This window comes from Pseudomonas sp. TE24901 (assembly GCF_054058375.1).
This window is the reverse complement of sequence record NZ_JBSSAF010000001.1, coordinates 125,925-149,804: the sequence shown is the minus strand read 5'-3', so window position 1 is coordinate 149,804 and position 23,880 is coordinate 125,925. Positions and strand designations below refer to the sequence as shown.

The following is a 23,880-nucleotide window of genomic DNA, read 5'->3' as shown; positions in this document are numbered from 1 at the left end:
GCAATTATAGTCAATTATACTCATGACTATAATTTATAGTTCTTTGAATAATTGAGTATAAAACCATGTCCAAGCACAGCGGCTTTGTATTCCGCCGCCCCGCCCTGGCTAGCAGCATTGCCGACGGCCTGGTGGGGGCTGGCATTCAGGATTTCACCTCTGGCCTGTTTCTCGCCGCACCGCGCCGAACAGGCAAAAGTACCTTTCTACGTGAAGACCTGATCCCGGAGTGCCAGCTTCGAGGCTGGCTGGCCGTGTATGTCGACCTGTGGGCGGACAAAGAGAAAGATCCGGCAGAGTTGATTGCCAGCGCAATTGCCGCCGCGCTGGTGCCCTATGAAAAGGGCATCCGCAAGCTGGCCAAGAACATTGGCATCGAAAAACTGAGCTTTCTGCGGACACTGTCCTGGGACTTCAGCAAACCGCAATTGCCTGTTGGCGCAACATTGACCCAGGCGCTGGAGCTGCTGCACCACGCTGCGGAAAAACCCGTCGTGCTGGTGATTGATGAGGCGCAGCATGCGCTGACCAGCGATTCAGGCATCAATGCGATGTTCGCGCTGAAGGCCGCCCGGGACCAGCTAAACCAAGGTAGAGACGAGGACGGCAGTGGTTTGCACCTGGTGTTCACCGGTTCCAACCGCGACAAGCTGGCCCACTTGGTATTGGGTAAAAGTCAGCCGTTCTTCGGCTCCAGCATCACGCCGTTTCCACTGTTGGGCAAAGCGTTCACCCAGGCTTACACCGCGCACCTCAACGCAAATCTGGCCAAGACCAACCAATTCAACGCGGCCGATATCGATGAGGCCTTTGAGTTGGTGGGCCGGCGTCCAGAGATGTTGCGCACCATCATCGGTGAAGTGGCGCTGGAGCTGGGCGAGGCCAGCAACCTGGGCCAACTGCTGCACAGCCGCGCCGAGTTACTGCGCGCGGGCGTGTGGACCGAATTTGAAAGCGCCTGGAACAATCTCACTATTCCCCAACGTGCCGTGCTGGACGTGATGGTGGAGCGTTCGCAAAACAACGAACCGTTCGCGCCGTTTACCGACAGCACCCTGGCGGCAGTCAGCAAGGCGTTGGAAGAGATGGGCAGCGACGTAGTGCCGGGCACCCAGACGATTCAGGCCTGCATCGATGCCCTGCGTGACAAAGAACTGGTGTGGAAATCGAGCCGGGGCGGGTATGCCCTGGAGGACAAGACGTTTGGAGATTGGCTGAAGCACAAGCGCCGTACACCTGACTAAGGGGCAACTCAAATCAAATGTGGGAGCAGGCAAGCCAGCTCCCACAGTGGATAGGTGGTGTGGCTTATTTTTTCAGCAGGGCCGAGCATGCCGCTTTGTAGGCTTCGTGCTGGTACTTGTTCAGCGTCGCCGGCAACTCGAAGTTGTGCTTCTTATTCTGCGCATTAATGGTCTGCGGCGACAGCAGCGTCACCTCCACACCGTCGAGCAGCTGAAACACCCCTTCAATCTTGAACGTGGTCGGGCCCCCGGCAAATTCGCCTTTCTTGCTGCGCTTCTTGATGGCGATACGCTCGATGGCGTTGTCCTGCACAAACGCCTTCACTTGAGCGGCGAAGGCTTTGACGTTGGCCGCTTCATCGTCGTCTTCCAGGAAGATTTTCTTGCTGGCCAGGGCGACGTGGGCCAGCGCCCCGTTTTCCAGGGAAGCGACAGCGATGATGGCTTCGCTGCCTTTGATTTCGATGCCGCAAGTCTTCATGAGTTGCCTTGTTTCAGAGAGAAAGTGGCGGGGATTGTCGCTTATTCCTGCCCGATCGACTCCAAAAATTCCGACCGCTCATCACTCATCCGCGCCAGGCAGTCGTTCTGCTGGATCGCGTATGCCTTGGTGCCGTTCACCGCCGGGAAGGTGTCCACGGCGCAATCGGCGTCACGCAGTTTTTCCCACTTCTGCTGGGCATCCTTCAGACGAGCGGTAATGTCGGCGAGCTGCGACTTGTTGCTGCCGTAGGTCGAACCCATGCGTTCGAGCAGGCCCTGGTAGTTGTCCTTGAGCAATTGCTCGGCGGTGGTTTTGTTGTAGGTGGCGCATTCCAGGGTTTGCTTGTCGTTTTCGATGCCATCGCACGGCGTGTTGTCGGTGTCTTCAGCCGCGTGTGCGGTGGTTGCGATGAGTGCCAAAGCCAGGAAAATCGATTTCATTGCGCCGTCTCATATCAGGTGATGCGGAATTCTGGCCCAAGCGTAAGACAAATAACAGCTGCCAGTCAGACGTGTCATAGCAGCCTTTGTCGTGGATTGACGCTTTCGGCAATTCCCCTGTCGTTTTTGCACCCGGCTCTGTCGGCCCCTGGGCATATGCTGGCCCCAAAGCGCCGGCAGACGATTCGGCGCATGAATCGCCAATAAGGGGACGCCTGATGAGCCCAGCCGAATTGCACGCCGACAGCATCGTTATCGACGGGCTGATTATTGCCAAGTGGAACCGCGACCTGTTCGAGGACATGCGCAAAGGCGGCCTTACCGCCGCCAACTGCACTGTGTCGGTGTGGGAAGGGTTCCAGGCCACCATCAATAACATCGTGGCCAGCCAGACCCTGATCCGTGAAAACAGCGACCTGGTGATCCCGGTGAAAACCACCGCCGACATCCGTCGCGCCAAGGAACTGGGCAAGACCGGCATCATCTTCGGCTTCCAGAACGCCCATGCCTTCGAAGACCAACTGGGCTATGTCGAGATCTTCAAGCAGCTCGGCGTGGGGGTGGTGCAGATGTGCTACAACACCCAGAACCTGGTCGGCACCGGCTGCTACGAGCGTGACGGCGGCCTGTCGGGCTTTGGCCGTGAGGTCGTCGGCGAGATGAACCGTGTCGGCATCATGTGCGACTTGTCCCACGTGGGCTCCAAAACGTCCGAAGAAGTCATCCTCGAATCCAAGAAACCGGTGTGCTACTCCCACTGCCTGCCGTCCGGGCTTAAAGAGCACCCGCGCAACAAGTCCGATGAAGAACTCAAGTTCATCGCCGACCACGGCGGTTTTGTCGGCGTGACCATGTTTGCGCCGTTCCTGGCCAAGGGCATCGATTCGACCATCGACGACTACGCCGAAGCCATCGAATACACCATGAACATCGTCGGCGAAGACGCCATCGGCATCGGCACCGACTTCACCCAGGGCCATGGCCAGGATTTCTTCGAAATGCTGACCCATGACAAGGGCTACGCCCGCCGCCTGACCAGCTTCGGCAAGATCATCAACCCGCTGGGCATCCGCACCGTGGGCGAGTTCCCCAACCTCACCGAGACCCTGCTCAAGCGCGGTCACAGCGAGCGTGTGGTGCGCAAGATCATGGGCGAGAACTGGGTCAACGTCTTGAAAGACGTCTGGGGCGAATAAGCCACCGCTCTCCTAATCCTTAACCCGCTGCCTTTCGCGCAGCGGGCATCCAAACGAATTTTCTGGAGTTAAGTTTCCATGGCCAAGATCGCCCCGCAATTGCCTATCGAAGTCGACAGCGAAACCGGTGTCTGGACCTCCGACGCCCTGCCGATGCTGTACGTGCCGCGCCATTTCTTCGTCAACAACCACATCGGTATCGAAGAAGTGCTGGGCGCCGAGGCTTATGCCGAAATCCTCTACAAGGCCGGCTACAAGTCCGCCTGGCACTGGTGCGAGAAAGAAGCTGAATGCCACGGCCTGGAAGGCGTTGCGGTGTTCGAGCACTACATGAAGCGCCTGTCGCAACGCGGCTGGGGCCTGTTCAAGATCCAGGACATCGACCTGGACAAAGGCACCGCCAGCGTCAAGCTGGAACACTCGGCGTTCGTCTACGTGTACGGCAAGGTCGGGCGCAAAGTCGACTACATGTTCACCGGCTGGTTTGCCGGCGCCATGGACCAGATTCTTCAAGCGCGCGGTAGCCAGATCCGCACTGTCGCAGAGCAAGTCTACGGAGGCTCCGAAGAGGGCCACGATGACGGCCTGTTCACCGTCAAGCCGTTGTAAGCCGAGGACCGTGCCATGGCTTTCGAAGCAATGTTCCAGCCGATCCAGATCGGCAAACTGACTATTCGCAACCGCGTACTCAGCACTGCCCACGCCGAGGTGTATGCCACCGACGGCGGGATGACCACTGACCGCTATGTGAAGTACTACGAAGAGAAAGCCAAGGGCGGCATCGGCCTGGCGATCTGTGGCGGCTCCTCGGTGGTGGCCATCGACAGCCCGCAGGAATGGTGGAGTTCGGTGAACTTGTCCACCGATCGCATCATCCCGCACTTCCAGAACCTCGCCGACGCCATGCACAAGCATGGCGCCAAGATCATGATCCAGATTACCCACATGGGCCGTCGCTCGCGTTGGGACGGCTTCAACTGGCCGACGCTGATGTCACCGTCTGGCGTGCGTGAGCCGGTGCACCGTGCCACGTGCAAGACCATCGAGCCAGAAGAAATCTGGCGCGTGATCGGCAACTACGCCCAGGCTGCACGCCGTGCCAAGGCCGGTGGCCTGGATGGCGTGGAACTGTCCGCCGTGCACCAGCACATGATCGACCAGTTCTGGAGCCCGCGGGTCAACAAGCGTACCGATGAATGGGGTGGCACCTTTGAAGGCCGCATGAAGTTCGGCCTGGAAGTGCTCAAGGCCGTGCGCGCCGAAGTGGGCGATGACTTCTGCGTGGGCATGCGCCTGTGCGGTGACGAATTCCACCCGGACGGCTTGTCCCACGAGGACATGAAGCAGATCGCCAAGTACTACGACGACACCGGCATGCTCGATTTCATCGGCGTGGTGGGTTCGGGGTGTGACACGCACAACACCCTGGCCAACGTGATCCCGAACATGAGTTATCCACCGGAGCCATTCCTGCACTTGGCGGCCGGTATCAAGGAAGTGGTCAAGGTGCCGGTGCTGCACGCGCAGAACATCAAGGACCCGAACCAGGCCACGCGGATTCTGGAAGGCGGTTATGTGGACATGGTCGGTATGACCCGTGCACACATCGCCGACCCGCACCTGATCGCCAAGATCAAGATGGGCCAGATCGACCAGATCAAACAGTGCGTCGGCGCCAACTACTGCATCGACCGCCAGTACCAAGGACTGGATGTGCTGTGCATCCAGAACGCCGCGACCTCCCGCGAATACATGGGCGTGCCGCACATCATCGAAAAATCCACCGGGCCAAAACGCAAAGTCGTGGTGGTGGGGGCCGGCCCTGCCGGAATGGAAGCTGCGCGCGTCGCCGCCGAGCGTGGCCACGATGTGACCCTGTTCGAGAAAAAAGAATTTATCGGAGGGCAGATCACCACGGCGTCCAAGGCGCCGCAGCGTGACCAGATCGCCGGTATCACGCGCTGGTTCCAGCTGGAACTGGCTCGCTTGAAAGTCGACCTGCGCCTGGGCGTGGCGGCCGATGCCGATACCATCCTGGACTTGCGTCCGGACGTGGTGGTGCTGGCGGTCGGTGGCAACCCGAACGTCGAGCAGAACGAACACTGGGGCGCGGCTGAAGGCTTGGTCGTCAGCAGTTGGGACGTGCTCGACGGCAAAGTCGCGCCGGGCAAGAACGTGCTGGTGTACGACACCATCTGCGAATTCACCGGCATGTCGGTGGCCGACTTCCTGGCCGACAAAGGCAGCCAGGTCGAGATCGTCACCGACGACATCAAGCCGGGCGTGGCCATTGGCGGTACGTCGTTCCCCACCTACTACCGCAGCATGTACCCCAAAGAAGTGATCATGACCGGCGACATGATGCTGGAAAAGGTCTACCGCGAAGGCGACAAGCTGGTGGCGGTGCTGGAGAACGAATACACCGGCGCCAAAGAGGAGCGGGTGGTGGACCAGGTGGTCGTCGAGAACGGCGTGCGCCCGGACGAAGCCATCTACTACGCACTCAAGGAAGGCTCGCGCAACAAGGGCCAGATCGACGTCGAAGCGCTGTTCGCGATCAAGCCGCAGCCGTGCTTGAGCGAGGCGGGTGACGGGTACTTGCTGTTCCGCATCGGTGACTGTGTGGCGCAGCGCAATACCCACGCTGCGATCTATGACGCCCTGCGCTTGTGCAAGGATTTCTGACGAGGTGAACTCGGTCAAATGTGGGAGCGGGCTTGCTCGCGAAGGCGGTGTGTCAGTCGATACATCCGGTGGCTGAACCACCGCTTTCGCGAGCAAGCCCGCTCCCACATTCAGGGCCAGTTTCACAGTAGACCTGTGTGGTCTGTGGGAGCTTCACCATGCTGAACACCCTTCTTCCCATCCTGCTGTTCGCCGCCCTGGGCCTTGCCGTCCTCGGCGCCCTGCGCCGGGTAAACATGTGGCGCCGTGGCCGCGCGTCCAAGGTCGACTTGCTGGGCGGTCTATTGGCCATGCCCAAGCGCTACATGGTCGACCTGCACCACGTGGTCGCCCGCGACAAATACATCGCCAACACCCACGTCGCCACGGCGTTGGGTTTTGTGCTGTCGGCGCTGCTCGCCATTCTGGTGCATGGCTTCGGCCTGCATAACCGCATCCTCGGTTATGCCTTGCTGTTGGCCTCGGTGCTGATGTTTGTCGGCGCTACCTTCGTGTACCTGCGTCGTCGCAACCCGCCGTCACGCCTGTCCAAAGGCCCGTGGATGCGCTTGCCGAAGAGCCTCATGGCGTTCTCGGTAAGCTTCTTTCTGGTCACCTTGCCGGTGGCCGGGATTCTGCCGGCGGACTTCGGCGGCTGGTTGCTCGCCGCCTTGCTGAGCGTGGGTGTGCTGTGGGGCGTGTCCGAAATGTTCTTCGGCATGACCTGGGGTGGCCCGATGAAACACGCCTTCGCCGGCGCCCTTCACCTGGCCTGGCACCGCCGTGCCGAGCGCTTCGGCGGTGGCCGTTCCACCGGTTTGAAACCGCTGGATCTCAGCGATAAAACCGCGCCCCTGGGCGTGGAAAAACCCAAGGATTTCACCTGGAACCAACTGCTCGGTTTTGACGCCTGCGTGCAGTGCGGTAAATGCGAAGCCGCGTGCCCAGCGTTCGCTGCCGGCCAACCGCTGAACCCGAAAAAACTTATCCAGGACATGGTGGTCGGCCTGGCCGGTGGTACCGATGCCAAGTTTGCCGGCAGCCCTTACCCGGGCAAAGCCATTGGCGAACATGCTGGCAACCCGCACCAGCCGATCGTCAACGGCCTGGTGGATGCCGAGACCCTGTGGTCCTGCACCACCTGCCGCGCTTGCGTGGAAGAGTGCCCGATGATGATTGAGCACGTGGACGCCATCGTCGACATGCGCCGCCACCTCACCCTGGAAAAGGGCGCGACCCCGAACAAGGGCGCCGAAGTCCTGGAAAACCTGATCGCCACCGACAACCCCGGCGGTTTTGCACCGGGCGGGCGGCTGAACTGGGCGGCGGATTTGAACCTGCCTTTGCTCAGCGAAAAAGGCACCACCGACGTGCTGTTCTGGGTCGGCGACGGCGCTTTCGACATGCGTAACCAGCGCACCTTGCGTGCGTTCGTCAAAGTGCTGAAAGCGGCCAATGTCGACTTTGCCGTACTCGGCCTGGAAGAGCGCGACAGCGGTGACGTGGCTCGCCGGCTGGGCGATGAAGCAACGTTCCAGTTGCTGGCCACGCGCAATATCCAGACGCTGGAAAAGTACTGCTTCAAGCGCATCGTCACCTGCGATCCCCACAGTTTCCACGTGCTGAAAAACGAGTACGGCGCCTTCAACGGCAACTACCTCGTGCAGCACCACAGCACCTTCATGGCCGAGCTGATCGGCGAGGGCGCGTTGAACCTGGGCCAGCACAAGGGCAGTAGCGTGACCTATCACGACCCGTGCTACCTGGGCCGCTACAACGGCGAATACGAGGCACCGCGCCAAGTGCTGCGGGCGCTGGGTATCGAGGTCAAGGAGATGCAGCGCTCGGGCTTCCGTTCACGCTGCTGCGGCGGCGGTGGCGGGGCGCCGATCACTGATATTCCCGGCAAGCAACGTATCCCGGACATGCGCATGGAAGACATCCGCGAGACCGGCGCCGAGCTGGTGGCCGTGGGTTGTCCACAGTGCACGGCGATGCTTGAGGGTGTGGTCGAACCGCGCCCACTGATCAAAGATATTGCCGAGCTTGTTGCTGATGCATTGCTCGAAGACGCCGCACCGGCAAAAGCTCCTTTAAAGCGTGAACCTGCGGAGGTGCACTGATGAGCGACATTATCCGCCGCGACCCCCGGGCCGAATGGATTGCCCGCAACCGCTTGCACCCGCTGCATGCGGCGATGCAGCCGGTGCAACACAGCTGGATGGGGCCCAACGGCGTCATCCGCAAGCATGTACATGGCGTCGGTTTTATCGGCCCCAACGGCATCAAGCGCATCGACCGCAGCGGCGCCCAGCAGGGCGGCGCGGCCAAGCGCACGGCGGCGGTGGAAGTGCAGTTGCCGTTGCACCAGGTGCCAGCGCCTGCGTTCTACATCAACGTGGTGCCGGACATGGTCGGCGGCCGCCTGAGCAGCCACGACCGCGACTTGCTCGGCCTGGCTCGGCAGTTGGCCGGCAGCGACGGCGCGGTGCTGGCGGTGGTGTTTGGCGAGCACAAGGAAAGCGCGTTTACCACAGCCGGCGTCGACCGCCTGCTGGTGTTGGAAGGTCACGCATTCGACGGTTATTCACCGGAGCAACGTGTCCAGGGCCTGCGGGCTGTGGATAACCAATTCAACCCGCGTCATTGGCTGCTGCCCGACAGCCGCAGCGGTGGCGGTGAGTTGGGACGGCGCTTTGCCGCCAGCCTCCAGGAACGCCCGGCCACGCGTGTCTGGCAGATCAAGGGTAACGAGTGCATCGGCCGTGCCGGTGCCGGCCAGGAAGACTTGGCCCGCCCTCTGCCGCGCCTGATCCTGGCGGCCGCCGAGTGCGCCGATCCTGTCAGCGAAACCCGGCACGAAGCCTTGCCCGTGGAGTTATCCACACCCCTGGCCCGCAGCCTGCCGCGTATTGAAGACCTCGGCGCAGTGGCGGTGGACCCGGCGGCGATTCCCATGGCCGAGGCGGAATTCATTTTCTCTGGCGGCAACGGCGTGAAGGACTGGGCGTTGTTCCACCAGACCGCCGCTGCACTGGGCGCTACCGAAGGCGCTTCGCGGGTGGCGGTGGACGACGGCTTCATGGCGCGTGATCGCCAGGTCGGCGCCAGTGGTACCTGGGTTACGGCACGGGTGTATGTGGCGGTGGGGATTTCCGGGGCGATCCAGCACCTGCAGGGCATCGGTGCCTGCGACAAGGTGGTGGCGATCAACCTGGACCCTGGCTGCGACATGATCAAGCGTGCCGACCTGTCGGTGATCGGCGAAAGCGCCGCGATCCTGCACGCCTTGATCGCGGCGGTCGAGGCTTACCGCAACGGCGCCAAGCGCGATGCAGCTTAAGGAGTTGGCCATGACCACGAATGTAATCAGCCTGGTGTCCATCGGCGCCCACCCGACTTCAGGGCGCCCGCGCCGTGCCGAGCAGGACGCGCGCGCCGTCGAACTGGGCCTGCAAATGGCTGGGGATAAGTTGCAGGTGCTGCATGCCGGCAACATCAATGAACCGACCCTGCGCAGCTACCTGGGCATGGGGTTGCCCCAACTGCAGGTGCTGGAACAACCCGCAGGCAGCGATGCCTTGCCGGTGCTCAGCGACTACCTGCGCGAGGCAGGTGCCCAGGTGGTACTCGCCGGCAGCCAGGCGGAAACCGGCGAAGGCTCGGGCATGCTGCCATTCCTGCTCGCCGAACAATTGGGCTGGCCGTTGATCGTCGGGCTGGCGCAAGTGGAGTCCATCGACGGCGGCGTGGCCCATGTGCTGCAAGCCTTGCCACGCGGCCAGCGGCGCCGTCTGAAGGTGCGCTTGCCGTTCCTGGCCACGGTGGATAACGCCGCGCCCAAGCCTCGGCAAAGTGCCTACGGCCCTGCGCAACGGGGTGAGCTGGCAGCCCACGAGGTCGAGGTGGAAGAGGACGAGTTATTCACAGGCGCCGTGCTGCAACCGGCTAAACCTCGGCCAAAGCGTCTTAAGGTGATCAAGGCCAAGAGCGGTGCCGATCGGATGAAAGCCGCGACCGCCAAGGCCAGTGGCGGCGGCGGGCAGGTGCTCAAGGGCCTTAGCCCGGAAGCGGGCGCCGAAGCCATCCTCAAGCTGCTCGTTGAAGAAGGCGTCGTACGCTAACCACCCCCCCCAAAACCACAGTAGGAGCCGGCTTGCCGGCTCCTACTGTGGGCTTACCCACAATCCCTGTTGACCCGTCTGTGGATAACCTGTTCGCGGCTGTCCACACCCCTTGCAAATCAAGCCCTGCAGTCCTCTGTACGAAAAACAACCAGGCTAACTGGCGGTTTTTCCTGGGTTTTTTCCCTGTGCGCAACGGCGTTTACACACAGACTTGCCCCCAAAGTCTGTTGGCGCTTCTGTGGATAAGATGTTCGTTTTCGGCTGAGAGCCTTATAAAACGTGGCTTACACAGGCTTGGGCAAAAAACGACCAATTTGACTGTGAAACCGTGAAAACCCCCGGTTCATGACGGTTTGATGGGGTTTTCCACAACGTTTTTGAAGTTACACCCAATCTCTGTTGGTGGGTCTGTGGATAAGGTGTTTGCGTACCGCTACAGGCCTCTATCTACGTGGCTTGTAGGTGTTTGATCAATAAGTGAGCAATGCATGCTGAAACCCCATGACTTGAATAAGTCACGGATTTTCTTCAATTAAATTCAGGTGAATAGCACAGTTGCCCACAATTGCTGTGGGTGGCTTTGTGGATAAGTTGTTGGGTAACGGCTGGAGGGCAGGTCGCTAAAGGGTTTCAAGAGGGTTGATCAAATGTTGAACACTGTGCAGATGCAAATGTGGGAGCTGGCTTGTCGAATCGTCGCACCGCTGCGATGACTGCAGTGAATTCACCGCCGCTATCGCTGGCAAGCCAGCTCCCACAGTTTGGTCTTTGTGGGCTCTGTTACTCGTGTACTGCCACACCCTTGAGGTAAGGCGCTGGCGCCGCCCCCAGGTTGCTCAGCATGCGCTCGCTGTACCAGTCCACGAAGTTCACCACGCCGAACTCATAGGTCTTGGAGTACGGGCCAGGCTGGTAGGCGGTGGAGTTGATGCCACGCTGGTTCTCTTCGGCCAGGCGGCGGTCCTGGTCGTTGGTGGCGTCCCACACTTCGCGCATGCGCGCCGGGTCGTAGTCCACACCTTCCACCGCGTCCTTGTGCACGATCCACTTGGTGGTGACCATGGTTTCCTGGGCGCTGATCGGCCACACGGTGAACACGATGATGTGGTCGCCCATGCAGTGGTTCCAGGAGTGCGGCAGGTGCAGGATGCGCATCGAGCCCAGGTCCGGGTTCTTGATGCGCCCCATCAGCTTGGCGCAGCCTTGCTTGCCGTCCATGGTCATCGACACGGTGCCCTTGAGCAGCGGCATGCGCACGATACGGTTGCGCAGGCCGAAGCTGGCGTGGGCGTAAGGGATCTTCTCGGCATCCCAGGCAGCGGCGGAGGCGGCTACGTGGTCCTTGAAGGCCTGGTCGGCACGCGGGTCGGTGACGTCGTCCCATTCCAGCAGGGTTTTGAGCAGTTCGGGGTGCGACGCGTTGCAGTGGTAGCACTCGCGGTTGTTTTCCAGCACCAGCTTCCAGTTGGCTTTTTCCATCAAGGTGGTTTGCACCGCCACCTTGGTGTTTTCCATGTCGTACGGTTCCATGTAGTGGGTGAGCGTCGACAGGAAGTCATCGATGGCCGGCGGGTTCTCCGACAGGCTGATGAAGATGTAGCCGCCTGCGGTCTTCACGTTCACCGGCTTCAGGCCGTATTGCTTCATGTCGAAGTCGGCGCCCATCTCGGTGCCGGCGAACAGCAGGCGACCGTCCAGCTCGTAGGTCCACTGGTGGTAGTGGCACACGAGTTTGGCGACCTTGCCCTTGTCGCTGGTGCACAAGCGCGAACCACGGTGGCGGCAGACGTTGTGGAATGCATGCACCACGCCTTCGGCGCCACGGATCACGATGATCGGGTTCTTGCCCACTTGCAGGGTCAGGTAGTTGCCCTTGGTGGGGATCTCGCAGGTCATGCCGGCGATCAACCACTCTTTCTGGAAGATCTCCTGCATGTCGATATCAAACAACCGCTCATCAGAGTAGAACGGCTGTGGCAGCGAAAAGGTGCGCTCGCGTTCTTGCAGCATTTGCGCGGTGGCCTTGCGTGCGGGTTCCAGCGGATCGCCCAAGCTTAAGGTTGCGGTGACGTCCATCGTGTAGGTCCTCATGGCCATTCTGTGTGGCCGAGATAAGTGGCTAATCAGGTTTGCAGCAAGGCGTAAAGAAAGCGTCGTTGTTGGGAGCGAGTGTGGGGCCGCCGATGGGCTGAACCTTATCCATGGGCGACATGGCCCAATCTGTTCCCGACGCGCAACCCTAGGTCGTTGGGGGCTGGTCGCGATAAGTATGTGAATGTCGCAGATAGGTAAATGGGTGGTTCTGGCGTTACGCAGAATCGCCACCATAAGGCCGATGTCGGCGGTGGAGAACAACATGTCCAATAATTTCCTGAATCCGGTAACCACCCAGACCTGGGCCAATGGTCGGCACATTGTCCGTTGCGTCAAAGTCATCCAGGAAACCTGGGACGTGCGCACCTTCTGCTTCATGGCCGACCAGCCGATCCTGTTCTTTTTCAAGCCGGGGCAGTTCGTCACCCTGGAGCTGGAAATCGAAGGCCAGCCGATCATGCGCTCCTACACCATTTCCAGTTCACCGTCGGTGCCTTACAGCTTCTCGGTGACCATCAAGCGCGTACCGGGTGGCAAGGTGTCCAACTGGCTGCATGACACGCTTCATGAAGGTCAGGAGCTGGCAGTGCACGGGCCGGTGGGCCTGTTCAATGCCATCGATTTCCCAAGCCCGAAAGTGCTGTACCTCAGCGGCGGCGTGGGCATCACCCCGGTGATGTCCATGGCACGTTGGTTCTACGACACCAACGCGAATGTCGACATGACGTTTATCCACAGCGCCCGCTCGCCCAAAGACATCATCTATCACCGCGAGCTGGAGCACATGGCGTCGCGGATCGACAACTTCAGCCTGCACCTGATCTGTGAGAAACACGGGTTGGGTGAGCCGTGGGCCGGTTATCGTGGTTACCTGAACCACAAGATGCTCGAACTGATGGTGCCGGACTTCCTGGAGCGCGAAGTATTCTGCTGCGGGCCTACGCCCTACATGAATGCGGTGAAGCGCCTGCTGGAAGTGGCCGGGTTCGACATGACGCGTTATCACGAGGAATCCTTCGGTGCCACACCACCGGAAGCCCGTGCCGATGCGGTCGAACAGGCCGAACAAGCCGCCGACGCGCCGGAAATCGACCTGGCGGACCTGCACCAGGTGGAATTCATTGCCTCGGGCAAGAGCATTCGCGTGGCCCCGGGCGAAACCGTGCATGCGGCCGCGGCCAAGCTTGGCCTGTTGATTCCAAAAGCCTGCGGCATGGGCATCTGCGGCACCTGCAAGGTGATGAAACTGGGTGGCGAAGTCGAGATGGACCACAACGGCGGGATCACCGAGGAAGACGAAGCCGAGGGTTACATCCTGTCGTGCTGCAGCGTGCCGAAAGGCGACGTGCGTATCGAATTCTGAAGGCTAGCACCGCCCCCTGTAGGAGCCGGCTTGTGTGGGAGCGGGCTTGCTCGCGAAAGCAGTGTGTCAGTCGCTTATCTGGTGACTGACACTCCATATTCGCGAGCAAACCCGCTCCTACATTAGGGGTTATTGGGCGTAGATGTGGACGACGAAGTGCTGGCCTGATGCTGTCAATTCATAGGCTTTATCGTAGATCCGCAATGTCCTTGATGGCTCGCGGATGGTGTCGCCCACTTTTGCGTACTTGCGGAACTCATCCCAGTCAATGACGGTGGTGCTGACGCTGCCGTCGCTTTCGAGGGTGTTGCCGATGCTCTGATATTCCATGGTTTAGCTCTCTGTTGGATGTCCATTTCCGGCCGGTCATTCGGCAGGTTGTCGTACCCGAAAGGAGAGCCGCTGCAGCGGCGTTTTCCTTCCGGGTTCCAAGAGGCTAGACAATGAAAATGCAGCGTGAGGCTGTCAGAAATATCAAATAACAGACTCGGCACTGCGCCAGTATCAGGCGCCCATCACTTCCCGAATATCCGCCGCCAGTTCTCTTACACGCTCTTCCTCGGTATCCCACGCACACATGAACCGTGCGCCACCTTTGCCGATGAAGGTGTAGAAGCGCCAGCCCTTGGCCGTCAGTGCGGCGATGGCCGGTTCCGACAGCTGCAGGAACACGCCGTTGGCCTGCACCGGGAGCATCAATTCCACGCCGGGGATGTCCGCCACCAGGCTGCTCAGCAGCTGCGCGCAATGGTTGGCGTGGCGCGCGTGTTTGAGCCAGGCGTCGTTTTCCAGCAAGCCCACCCATGGGGCTGAGAGGAAGCGCATTTTCGAGGCCAGCTGGCCCGCCTGTTTGCAACGGTAATCGAAGTCTTCAGCCAGCTTGTGGTTGAAGAACAGGATCGCTTCGCCCACGGCCATGCCGTTCTTGGTGCCGCCAAAGCACAGCACGTCTACCCCGGCTTTCCAGGTCAGGTCCGCTGGCGAGCAGCCGAGGAATGCGCAGGCGTTGGAGAAGCGCGCGCCGTCCATGTGCAGGTTCAGGCCCAGCTCTTTGCAGGTGACGCTGATGGCGCGGATTTCATCCGGGGTGTACACGCTGCCCACTTCGGTGGCCTGGGTCAGGGTGACCACGCGGGGTTTCGGGTAGTGGATGTCCTGGCGCTTGAGGGCGATCTCGCGGATCGACTCCGGCGTCAGCTTGCCGTTTTCGGTACGGGCGGTGAGCAGCTTGGAGCCGTTGGAGAAAAACTCCGGCGCGCCGCATTCGTCGGTTTCGACGTGGGCGGTTTCCGAGCAAATCACGCTATGGTAGCTCTGGCACAAGGACGACAACGCCAGGGAGTTGGCGGCGGTGCCGTTGAAGGCGAAGAACACTTCGCAGTCGGTTTCAAACAGGTTGCGGAAACCGTCGGCTGCGCGGTGGGTCCATTCATCGTCGCCATAGGCGCGCTGATGGCCCTGGTTGGCTTGTTCCATGGCGGCCCAGGCTTCCGGGCAGATGCCGGAATAGTTGTCGCTGGCAAATTGTTGGCTCTTGTCGGTCATGGCCCATTCCTGTGGTCGATGTTGGTGCGCACTGTAACCAAGAATGTCGCGGGTGCGCACGCGCTGTAAATGCAAAGTCACTGGGGAATTATGCACGGTACTGAAACGATTCCTGTCGGACGCGTCCGGGATGGCGCTTTGGATCTGCTCAAGTGGCTGGCGCTGCTGTGCATGGTGCTGGACCACCTGCGGTATGTCGGTTTGAGCCTGGATGGCTTGTATGTACCCGGGCGCCTGGCGTTTCCGTGGTTTTGCCTGGCCATTGCAGCGAATCTGCACCGCGCACGAAATGCACCCGTGACCGGCCAGTGGCGCTACCTGGGGTGGCTGCTGCTGTTCAGCGTGATCAGCGAAGTGCCGTACCGCCTGTTTATCGATGATGCCGATACGTTGAACGTGTTGCCGACTTTGGCGTTGGGCTTGCTGGTTGCCCGAGGATGGCAGCAGAAGGCGCTTTTTGATCGAGGATTGGCGCTGATTGCCGTCACCATTGCGGCGGTTTTTTCCACGCAGCTGATGTTCGGTTTTTTCGGCGTGTTGTTGCCGTTGGCGATGCTGCTGGTGTTCCGTCGCCCGTGGTATTTCAGCCTGTTGCCGGGTGTGGTCTGCATGGCCGCCAATCAATGGCAAATTCTGCTCAATAGCGACACGCTGGTGGCGAAGTTGGGATTGGCCGCGTGCCTGATTGCGCCATTGGCCGGCCTGGCCTTGTTGCGACGTGCCAAAAACGTCTCGCCACCGGCCATGCGGCGTTGGGCTTATGTCCTCTATCCCCTGCATTTCCTGCTGCTGTTACTCGTCCGCCAGATCATCGCCTAACCCCCTGTGGGAGCGGGCTTGCTCGCGAATGCGGTGGGTCAGTTAACCCATGTATTGGCTGACCCGCCGCATTCGCGAGCAAGCCCGCTCCCACATTTGTTTCGTGTCGCTCATCTAATGTCGTAAACGCACCTTTGCGTGGCGTGCGTAGGCATTTGACCTGTCTGCACCAGCCCTACCATCGCATCAAAGGGCCCTGCGAGGGCCTCAACAATACGAAAGGCTGGGAGAGACGCGATGTTCAGCAAAAAAGACCAGATCCAGGGATATGACGACGCACTGCTCGCGGCCATGAATGCCGAAGAACAGCGTCAGGAAGACCATATCGAGCTGATCGCGTCAGAGAACTACACCAGCAAACGTGTGATGGAAGCGCAAGGCAGCGGCCTCACCAACAAATACGCCGAAGGCTACCCGGGCAAGCGCTACTACGGTGGCTGCGAGCACGTGGACAAGGTCGAAGCCCTGGCCATCGAGCGCGCCAAACAACTGTTCGGCGCCGATTACGCCAACGTGCAGCCGCACTCCGGCTCTTCGGCCAACAGCGCCGTGTACCTGGCCCTGATCAACGCCGGCGACACCATCCTGGGCATGAGCCTGGCTCACGGCGGTCACTTGACCCACGGCGCCAAAGTGTCGTCTTCGGGCAAGCTGTACAACGCGGTGCAATACGGCATCAACACCGACACCGGCCTGATCGACTACGACGAAGTCGAGCGCCTGGCGGTGGAACACCAGCCAAAAATGATCGTGGCCGGTTTCTCTGCCTACTCCAAGACCCTGGATTTCCCACGCTTCCGTCAGATCGCCGACAAGGTCGGCGCGCTGCTGTTCGTCGACATGGCCCACGTCGCCGGCCTGGTTGCCGCTGGCCTGTACCCGAACCCGCTGCCGTATGCCGATGTGGTCACTACCACCACCCACAAGACCCTGCGCGGTCCACGGGGCGGCTTGATCCTGGCCAAGGCCAACGAAGAGATTGAAAAGAAACTCAACGCTGCCGTGTTCCCGGGCGCCCAGGGCGGCCCGCTGATGCACGTCATCGCCGGCAAGGCCGTGTGCTTCAAGGAAGCGCTGGAACCTGGCTTCAAGGCCTACCAGCAGCAAGTGATCGATAACGCCCAGGCCATGGCCGATGTGTTCATCAAACGTGGATATGACGTGGTGTCCGGCGGCACCGACAACCACCTGTTCCTGGTCAGCCTGATCCGTCAGGGCCTGACCGGCAAAGAGGCGGATGCCGCCCTGGGCCGCGCCCACATCACCGTCAACAAGAACGCCGTGCCGAATGACCCGCAGTCGCCGTTCGTGACCTCGGGCCTGCGCATCGGCACCCCGGCGGTGACCACGCGTGGTTTCAAAGTGCCGCAGTGCATCGAACTGGCCGGCTGGATCTGCGACATCCTCGACAACCTCGGCGACGCCGATGTCGAGGCCAACGTGGCCAAGCACGTGTCTGCCCTGTGCGCTGATTTCCCGGTTTATCGCTGAGCGCGGTTTTGGAGTAATGACTATGCAACGCTACTCGGGCTTCGGCCTCTTCAAGCACTCACTCAGCCACCACGAAAACTGGCAGAAGATGTGGCGCACGCCCACACCTAAGAAGGTCTACGACGTGGTCATCGTCGGCGGCGGCGGGCATGGTCTGGCGACCGCTTACTACCTGGCCAAAGAACACGGCATCACCAACGTGGCCGTGGTCGAGAAAGGCTGGCTGGGCGGCGGTAACACCGCGCGCAACACCACCATTGTGCGCTCCAACTACCTGTGGGACGAGTCGGCGCACCTGTACGAACACGCAATGAAACTGTGGGAAGGCCTGTCCCAGGACCTGAACTACAACGTGATGTTCTCCCAGCGTGGCGTGTACAACCTGTGCCACACCCTGCAAGACATCCGCGATTCCGAGCGCCGCGTGAGTGCCAACCGCCTCAACGGCGTGGACGGCGAACTGCTCAACGCCAAACAAGTGGCCGACGAGATCCCGTACCTCGACTGCTCCAGGAACACCCGTTACCCGGTACTCGGCGCCACCGTGCAACGTCGCGGCGGCGTGGCCCGTCACGATGCCGTGGCCTGGGGCTTTGCCCGTGCGGCTGACGCGCTGGGCGTGGACCTGATCCAGCAGACCGAAGTGATCGGCTTCCGCAAGGAAAACGGCGTGTGCATCGGCGTGGAAACCAACAAGGGCTTCATCGGCGCCAAGCGCGTCGGTGTGGTCACGGCCGGTAACTCCGGGCACATGGCTTCGCTGGCGGGCTTCCGTCTGCCGATCGAATCCCACCCGCTGCAAGCGTTGGTGTCGGAGCCGATCAAGCCGATTATCGACAGCGTGATCATGTCCAACGCCGTGCACGGCTACATCAGCCAGTCCGACAAGGGCGACCTGGTGATCGGCGCCGGTATCGACGGCTACAACGGCTACGGCCAGCGTGGCTCGTACCCGGTGATCGAACACACCATCCAGGCCATCGTCGAGATGTTCCCGGTGCTGTCCCGTGTGCGCATGAACCGTCAGTGGGGCGGCATCGTCGACACCACGCCGGATGCGTGCCCGATCATCTCCAAGACGCCGGTACCCAACATGTTCTTCAACTGCGGTTGGGGCACCGGTGGCTTCAAGGCCACCCCAGGCTCAGGCAACGTGTTTGCCGCCAGCCTGGCCAAGGGTGAAATGCACCCGTTGGCGGCACCTTTCTCCATCGACCGTTTCCACAACGGTGCGTTGATCGACGAACACGGCGCTGCGGCCGTCGCCCACTAACAGGAGAAATTTCCTATGTTGCATATCTTCTGTCCTCACTGTGGCGAACTGCGCTCCGAGGAGGAATTCCACGCGTCCGGCCAAGCGCACATCCCGCGCCCGCTGGACCCGAATGCCTGCACCGATGAAGAGTGGGGCGACTACATGTTCTTCCGCGATAACCCCCGTGGCCTGCACCACGAGCTGTGGATTCACGCTGCCGGTTGCCGCCAGTACTTCAACGCCACGCGTGACACCCTGACCTACGAAATTCTTGAAACCTACAAGATCGGTGAGAAGCCACAATTCACCGCCAAGGCCTCTGGAGAGAAGGTATGAGCCAGACCAATCGCCTGTCCAACGGTGGCCGGATCGACCGTAATAAAGTCCTGACCTTCAGCTTCAACGGCCAGACCTATAAAGGCTTTGAAGGCGACACCCTGGCCGCCGCCCTGCTGGCCAACGGCGTCGACATCATCGGCCGCAGCTTCAAGTACTCGCGCCCTCGCGGCATCTTTGCGGCCGGAGCCGAAGAGCCGAACGCGGTGCTGCAGATCGGCGCCACCGAAGCCACTCAGATTCCTAACGTGCGCGCCACGCAACAGGCGCTGTACCAAGGCCTGGTTGCCACCAGCACCAACGGCTGGCCGAACGTCAATAATGACGTGATGGGCATTCTCGGCAAGGTCGGCGGCAAGCTGATGCCGCCGGGTTTCTACTACAAAACCTTCATGTACCCGCAATCGTTCTGGATGACGTACGAGAAGTACATTCGTAAGGCTGCTGGCTTGGGCCGTTCGCCGACCGAGAACGACCCGGACACCTACGACAACATGAACCGTCACTGCGACGTGCTGGTCGTCGGCGCCGGCCCTGCAGGCCTTGCTGCTGCACTGGCAGCGGCGCGCAGCGGTGCCCGCGTGATCCTCGCCGATGAGCAGGAAGAGTTCGGCGGCTCGCTGCTCGATTCCCGCGAAAGCCTCGACGGCAAGCCGGCCGCCGAATGGGTCGCCAGCGTGATTGCTGAATTGAAAGCCCTGCCTGACGTGGTGCTGCTGCCCCGCGCCACTGTCAACGGCTACCACGACCATAACTTCCTGACCATTCACGAACGTCTCACCGATCACCTCGGTGACCGTGCGCCGATTGGTGTGGTGCGCCAGCGCATCCACCGTGTACGGGCCAAGCGTGTGGTGCTGGCCACCGGCGCGTGCGAGCGTCCGCTGGTGTACGGCAACAACGATGTGCCGGGCAACATGCTGGCCGGTGCGGTCTCTACCTACGTGCGCCGTTACGGCGTGGCACCGGGCAAGAAACTGGTGCTGTCGACCAACAACGACCACGCCTACCGTGTTGCGTTGGATTGGTTGGATGCCGGCCTGCACGTGGTGGCTGTCGCCGATGTGCGCCACAACCCACGCGGCGCCCTGGTGGAAGAAGCCCGCGCCAAAGGCATTCGTATCCTCACCGGCAGCGCCGTGATCGAGGCCCGTGGCAGCAAGCACGTCACCGCCGCCCGTGTGGCCGCGATTGATGTGAAAGCACACAAAGTCACCAGCCCCGGCGAGTGGCTGGAGTGCGACCTGGTGGCCAGCTCCGGCGGTTACAGCCCGGTGGTTCACTTGGCTTCGCACCTGGGCGGCAAGCCGACCTGGCGTGAAGACATCCTCGGTTTTGTACCGGGCGAAGCCCCGCAGAAGCGCGTGTGCGTGGGTGGCATCAACGGCGTCTACGGCCTCGGTGATTCCCTGGCGGACGGTTTTGAAGGCGGCGTGCGCGCGGCCAGCGAAGCCGGTTTTGCGCCGGTGGAAGGCACCCTGCCAAAGGCTTTGAGCCGTCTGGAAGAACCGACCCTGGCCGTGTACCAGGTGCCGCATGACAAACCGACTGCACGGGCGCCGAAGCAATTTGTCGACCTGCAAAACGACGTGACCGCCGCCGCTATCGAACTGGCGACCCGCGAGGGTTTCGAGTCGGTCGAGCACGTCAAACGCTACACCGCGCTGGGCTTCGGCACCGACCAGGGCAAGCTGGGCAACGTCAACGGCCTGGCCATTGCCGCCCGCTCCCTGAACGTGACCATCCCGCAGATGGGCACCACCATGTTCCGCCCGAACTACACACCGGTGACTTTCGGTGCGGTAGCAGGCCGTCACTGTGGGCACATCTTCGAGCCGGTACGCTATACCGCGCTGCAAGCCTGGCACGTGAAGAACGGCGCCGAGTTTGAAGACGTCGGCCAGTGGAAACGCCCTTGGTATTTCCCGCGCAACGGTGAAGACCTGCATGCGGCGGTGAAACGCGAATGCCTGGCCGTGCGCGACAGCGTCGGCCTGCTGGATGCGTCCACCCTCGGCAAAATCGATATCCAGGGCCCGGATGCGCGTGAGTTCCTCAACCGCATTTACTCCAACGCCTGGACCAAGCTCGACGTGGGCAAGGCGCGCTACGGTCTGATGTGCAAGGAAGACGGCATGGTCTTCGACGACGGCGTCACCGCCTGTCTCGCCGACAACCACTTCCTGATGACCACCACCACCGGCGGCGCGGCGCGCGTGTTGCAGTGGCTGGAAATCTACCAGCAGACCGAATGGCCAGACCTGAAGGTGTACTTCACGTCGGTCACTGACCACTGGGCGACCATGACCCTGTCCGGGCCTAACAGCCGCAAGCTGTTGAGCGAAGTGACCGACATCGACCTGGACAAGGACGGCTTCCCGTTCATGACCTGGAAGGAAGGCTTGGTCGGCGGCGTACCGGCTCGGGTGTTCCGGATCTCGTTTACCGGTGAGCTGTCGTACGAAGTCAACGTGCAGGCCGACTACGCCATGGGCGTGTTGGAAAAAATCGTCGAGGCGGGCAAGAAGTACAACCTGACCCCGTACGGCACTGAAACCATGCACGTGCTGCGGGCCGAGAAGGGCTTCATCATCGTCGGCCAGGACACTGACGGCTCGATGACCCCGGACGACCTGAACATGGGCTGGTGCGTGGGGCGTACCAAACCGTTCTCGTGGATCGGCTGGCGCGGCATGAACCGTGAAGACTGCGTGCGCGAAGAGCGTAAGCAACTGGTGGGCTTGAAGCCGGTCGATCCAAAAGTGTGGCTGCCGGAAGGCGCCCAACTGGTGTTCGATCCGAAGCAGACGATCCCGATGAAGATGGTCGGTCACGTCACCTCAAGCTATGCCCACAACTCCCTCGGCTATTCGTTCGCGATGGCGGTGGTGAAGGGCGGCTTGAAGCGCATGGGCGAGCGGGTGTTCTCACCGCAGGCAGATGGCAGCGTGATCGAGGCGGAGATTGTTTCCTCGGTGTTCTTCGACCCGAAAGGCGATCGCCAGAACATCTGACAGACCGAGTCGCCTGCATCGCAGGCAAGCCAGCTCCCACATTTGGAATGCATTCCCCTGTGGGAGCCGGGCTTGCTCGCGATGAGGGCCGAACAGACACCACAGCATTCAGAACAGGTGCTCTATGACAGCAGCCAATGTTTACCAACAACGCCCCACCTCCGGTGCCAAGGCCGAGTCGTCGCTGCACCATACCGACCTCGCCAGCCTGGTCGGCAAGGGCCGCAAGAACGCCGGCGTGACCGTGCGTGAAAAGAAACTCCTGGGCCACCTGACGATTCGTGGCGACGGCCATGACGCCGCCTTCGCAGCCGGCGTACACAAGGCCCTGGGCATCGAATTGCCAGGCGCCTTGCAAGTCATCGTCAAGGGTGAAACCAGCCTGCAATGGCTTGGCCCGGATGAGTGGCTACTCGTTGTGCCAAGCGGCGAAGAATTCGCCGCCGAGCAAAACCTGCGTGCCGCCCTGGGTGATTTGCATATCCAAGTCGTCAACGTCAGCGGCGGCCAGCAGATCCTCGAACTGCGCGGCCCGAACGTACGTGATGTGTTGATGAAGTCCACCAGCTACGACGTGCACCCCAACAACTTCCCGGTGGGCAAGGCGGTGGGCACGGTGTTCGCCAAGTCGCAATTGGTGATCCGCCACACGGCCGAAGACACCTGGGAGCTGCTGATCCGTCGCAGCTTCTCGGACTACTGGTGGCTGTGGCTGCAGGATGCGTCGGCCGAGTTCGGTCTGAGCGTTGAAGCCTGACATGACGCTCACCCCGTAGACGCCCGGCTTGCCGGCGATGGCGATCTCACCGACGCCATCGCCGGCAAGCCGGGCGCCTACAGGGCGTGTGTTGCCTGGAGTTGCTTGAGGAGTTACCTGCAATGAGCCGCGCACCCGACACATGGATCTTGACCGCCGACTGCCCCAGCGTGCTCGGCACGGTGGATGCGGTCACCCGCTACCTGTTCGAGCAGGGCTGCTACGTCACCGAGCACCACTCGTTCGATGACCGCCTTTCGGGCCGGTTCTTCATCCGCGTGGAATTCCGCCAGCCCGACGGGTTTGACGAGCAGGCCTTCCGCGATGGCCTGGCCACGCGCGGTGAAGCCTTTGGCATGATCTTCGAGCTGACGGCGCCGAACTATCGGCCAAAAGTGGTGATCATGGTCTCCAAGGCCGATCACTGCCTGAACGACCTGCTGTACCGCCAACGCATCGGCCAACTGTCGATGGACGTGGTCGCGGTGGTGTCCAACCACCCCGATTTGAAGCCGTTGGCCGACTGGCACCAGATTCCCTACTACCATTTCCCCCTCGACCCCAACGACAAGCCGTCCCAGGAGCGTCAGGTGTGGCAGGTGGTGGAAGACACCGGCGCCGAGCTGGTGATCCTTGCGCGCTACATGCAAGTGCTGTCGCCGGAGCTGTGCCGCAAGCTCGATGGCAAGGCCATCAACATTCACCACTCGTTGCTGCCGGGGTTCAAGGGCGCCAAGCCTTACCACCAGGCTTACAACAAAGGGGTGAAACTGGTGGGCGCCACGGCGCATTACATCAACAACGACCTGGATGAAGGCCCGATCATCGCCCAGGGCGTGGAGGTGGTGGATCACAGCCACTATCCCGAGGACTTGATCGCCAAGGGGCGCGATATCGAAGGGCTGACGTTGGCTCGGGCGGTTGGGTATCACATTGAGCGGCGGGTGTTTCTCAACGCCAATAGAACAGTGGTGCTCTGATGGGCGCCTTCGCGAGCAAGTCCGCTCCCACATTCGACCGCATTCCAAGTTTGGAACCCCGTCGAATGTGG

General features: G+C 61.2%; 20 protein-coding genes. 15 read left to right on the top strand and 5 right to left on the bottom strand.

The genetic code is table 11. From position 1 onward, the window contains the following. Positions 1-65 precede the first annotated feature (65 nt). Complete coding sequence (locus ACVWVP_RS00670) at positions 66-1,244, top strand: AAA family ATPase (protein ID WP_259172113.1); 1,179 nt, start codon at positions 66-68, stop codon at positions 1,242-1,244. Between the two features lie 64 nt (positions 1,245-1,308). Here the strand turns inward: ACVWVP_RS00670 and ACVWVP_RS00665 are convergent, their stop codons facing one another. Both ACVWVP_RS00665 and ACVWVP_RS00660 read right to left on the bottom strand, forming a co-directional pair. Further along, positions 1,309-1,725: a DUF3010 family protein gene (locus tag ACVWVP_RS00665; protein WP_457404177.1), complete on the bottom strand. Its 417-nt coding sequence runs from the start codon at positions 1,723-1,725 to the stop codon at positions 1,309-1,311. A 41-nt stretch (positions 1,726-1,766) separates the two neighbouring features. Continuing rightward, complete coding sequence (locus ACVWVP_RS00660; protein ID WP_178920181.1) at positions 1,767-2,168, bottom strand: lysozyme inhibitor LprI family protein; 402 nt, start codon at positions 2,166-2,168, stop codon at positions 1,767-1,769. Between the two features lie 218 nt (positions 2,169-2,386). Between ACVWVP_RS00660 and ACVWVP_RS00655 the strand changes: the two genes are divergently transcribed. The 6 genes from ACVWVP_RS00655 to etfB all read left to right on the top strand — a co-directional run bounded on the left by ACVWVP_RS00655 (position 2,387) and on the right by etfB (position 10,152). Further along, positions 2,387-3,364: a dipeptidase gene (locus ACVWVP_RS00655; RefSeq protein ID WP_176996679.1), complete on the top strand. Its 978-nt coding sequence runs from the start codon at positions 2,387-2,389 to the stop codon at positions 3,362-3,364. A gap of 78 nt (positions 3,365-3,442) precedes the next feature. Next, entirely contained in the window at positions 3,443-3,973 is a 531-nt protein-coding gene (locus ACVWVP_RS00650; protein ID WP_178920183.1) for a DUF5943 domain-containing protein, read from the top strand. A 15-nt stretch (positions 3,974-3,988) separates the two neighbouring features. Further along, positions 3,989-6,049 carry a dimethylglycine demethylation protein DgcA gene (gene dgcA / locus ACVWVP_RS00645; RefSeq protein ID WP_259172108.1) on the top strand — a complete coding sequence of 687 codons (2,061 nt, stop codon included), beginning with the start codon at positions 3,989-3,991 and terminating at the stop codon, positions 6,047-6,049. 158 nt (positions 6,050-6,207) lie between these two features. Next, a complete protein-coding gene (gene dgcB / locus ACVWVP_RS00640; protein WP_457404175.1) occupies positions 6,208-8,151 on the top strand; it encodes a dimethylglycine demethylation protein DgcB in 1,944 nt (647 codons plus the stop codon). Next, positions 8,151-9,371 (top strand): electron transfer flavoprotein subunit alpha, encoded by a 1,221-nt coding sequence (gene etfA / locus ACVWVP_RS00635; protein WP_457404174.1) that lies wholly within the window; start codon positions 8,151-8,153, stop codon positions 9,369-9,371. The genes dgcB and etfA overlap by 1 nt, the downstream gene beginning before the upstream one ends. Before the next feature lie 10 nt (positions 9,372-9,381). Further along, complete coding sequence (gene etfB / locus ACVWVP_RS00630; RefSeq protein WP_176996675.1) at positions 9,382-10,152, top strand: electron transfer flavoprotein subunit beta; 771 nt, start codon at positions 9,382-9,384, stop codon at positions 10,150-10,152. Positions 10,153-10,935: 783 nt separating this feature from the next. On the opposite strand, the gene gbcA is transcribed toward etfB, so the two are convergent. Continuing rightward, entirely contained in the window at positions 10,936-12,231 is a 1,296-nt protein-coding gene (gbcA, locus tag ACVWVP_RS00625; protein WP_016972861.1) for a glycine-betaine demethylase subunit GbcA, read from the bottom strand. A gap of 280 nt (positions 12,232-12,511) precedes the next feature. On the opposite strand from gbcA, the gene gbcB reads away from it, so the two are divergent. Beyond that, a complete protein-coding gene (gene gbcB / locus ACVWVP_RS00620; protein ID WP_028618224.1) occupies positions 12,512-13,612 on the top strand; it encodes a glycine-betaine demethylase subunit GbcB in 1,101 nt (366 codons plus the stop codon). A gap of 129 nt (positions 13,613-13,741) precedes the next feature. On the opposite strand, the gene ACVWVP_RS00615 is transcribed toward gbcB, so the two are convergent. Continuing rightward, positions 13,742-13,942 (bottom strand): hypothetical protein, encoded by a 201-nt coding sequence (locus ACVWVP_RS00615; protein ID WP_178920186.1) that lies wholly within the window; start codon positions 13,940-13,942, stop codon positions 13,742-13,744. Between the two features lie 174 nt (positions 13,943-14,116). Then, positions 14,117-15,157, bottom strand: coding sequence for a threonine aldolase family protein (locus tag ACVWVP_RS00610; protein ID WP_457404171.1), 1,041 nt, complete (start codon positions 15,155-15,157; stop codon positions 14,117-14,119). A gap of 90 nt (positions 15,158-15,247) precedes the next feature. Here ACVWVP_RS00610 and ACVWVP_RS00605 point away from each other — a divergent pair, with 90 nt between their 5' ends. From ACVWVP_RS00605 to purU, 7 genes are all read left to right on the top strand, one after another. Further along, the gene (locus ACVWVP_RS00605) at positions 15,248-15,976 is read left to right on the top strand and encodes a TraX family protein (protein ID WP_457404169.1); all 729 of its coding nucleotides are present in this window, start codon (positions 15,248-15,250) and stop codon (positions 15,974-15,976) included. 237 nt (positions 15,977-16,213) lie between these two features. Beyond that, positions 16,214-17,467 carry a serine hydroxymethyltransferase gene (gene glyA, locus ACVWVP_RS00600; RefSeq protein WP_457404167.1) on the top strand — a complete coding sequence of 418 codons (1,254 nt, stop codon included), beginning with the start codon at positions 16,214-16,216 and terminating at the stop codon, positions 17,465-17,467. 22 nt (positions 17,468-17,489) lie between these two features. Further along, positions 17,490-18,740 carry a sarcosine oxidase subunit beta gene (locus ACVWVP_RS00595; protein WP_219021887.1) on the top strand — a complete coding sequence of 417 codons (1,251 nt, stop codon included), beginning with the start codon at positions 17,490-17,492 and terminating at the stop codon, positions 18,738-18,740. A 15-nt stretch (positions 18,741-18,755) separates the two neighbouring features. Continuing rightward, positions 18,756-19,058, top strand: coding sequence for a sarcosine oxidase subunit delta (locus tag ACVWVP_RS00590; RefSeq protein WP_010207083.1), 303 nt, complete (start codon positions 18,756-18,758; stop codon positions 19,056-19,058). Next, positions 19,055-22,072 (top strand): sarcosine oxidase subunit alpha, encoded by a 3,018-nt coding sequence (locus ACVWVP_RS00585; RefSeq protein WP_178920191.1) that lies wholly within the window; start codon positions 19,055-19,057, stop codon positions 22,070-22,072. The genes ACVWVP_RS00590 and ACVWVP_RS00585 overlap by 4 nt, the downstream gene beginning before the upstream one ends. Before the next feature lie 124 nt (positions 22,073-22,196). Beyond that, a complete protein-coding gene (locus ACVWVP_RS00580) occupies positions 22,197-22,829 on the top strand; it encodes a sarcosine oxidase subunit gamma (protein ID WP_457404165.1) in 633 nt (210 codons plus the stop codon). Between the two features lie 122 nt (positions 22,830-22,951). Further along, the gene (gene purU, locus ACVWVP_RS00575; RefSeq protein ID WP_005792124.1) at positions 22,952-23,809 is read left to right on the top strand and encodes a formyltetrahydrofolate deformylase; all 858 of its coding nucleotides are present in this window, start codon (positions 22,952-22,954) and stop codon (positions 23,807-23,809) included. Positions 23,810-23,880 lie beyond the last annotated feature (71 nt).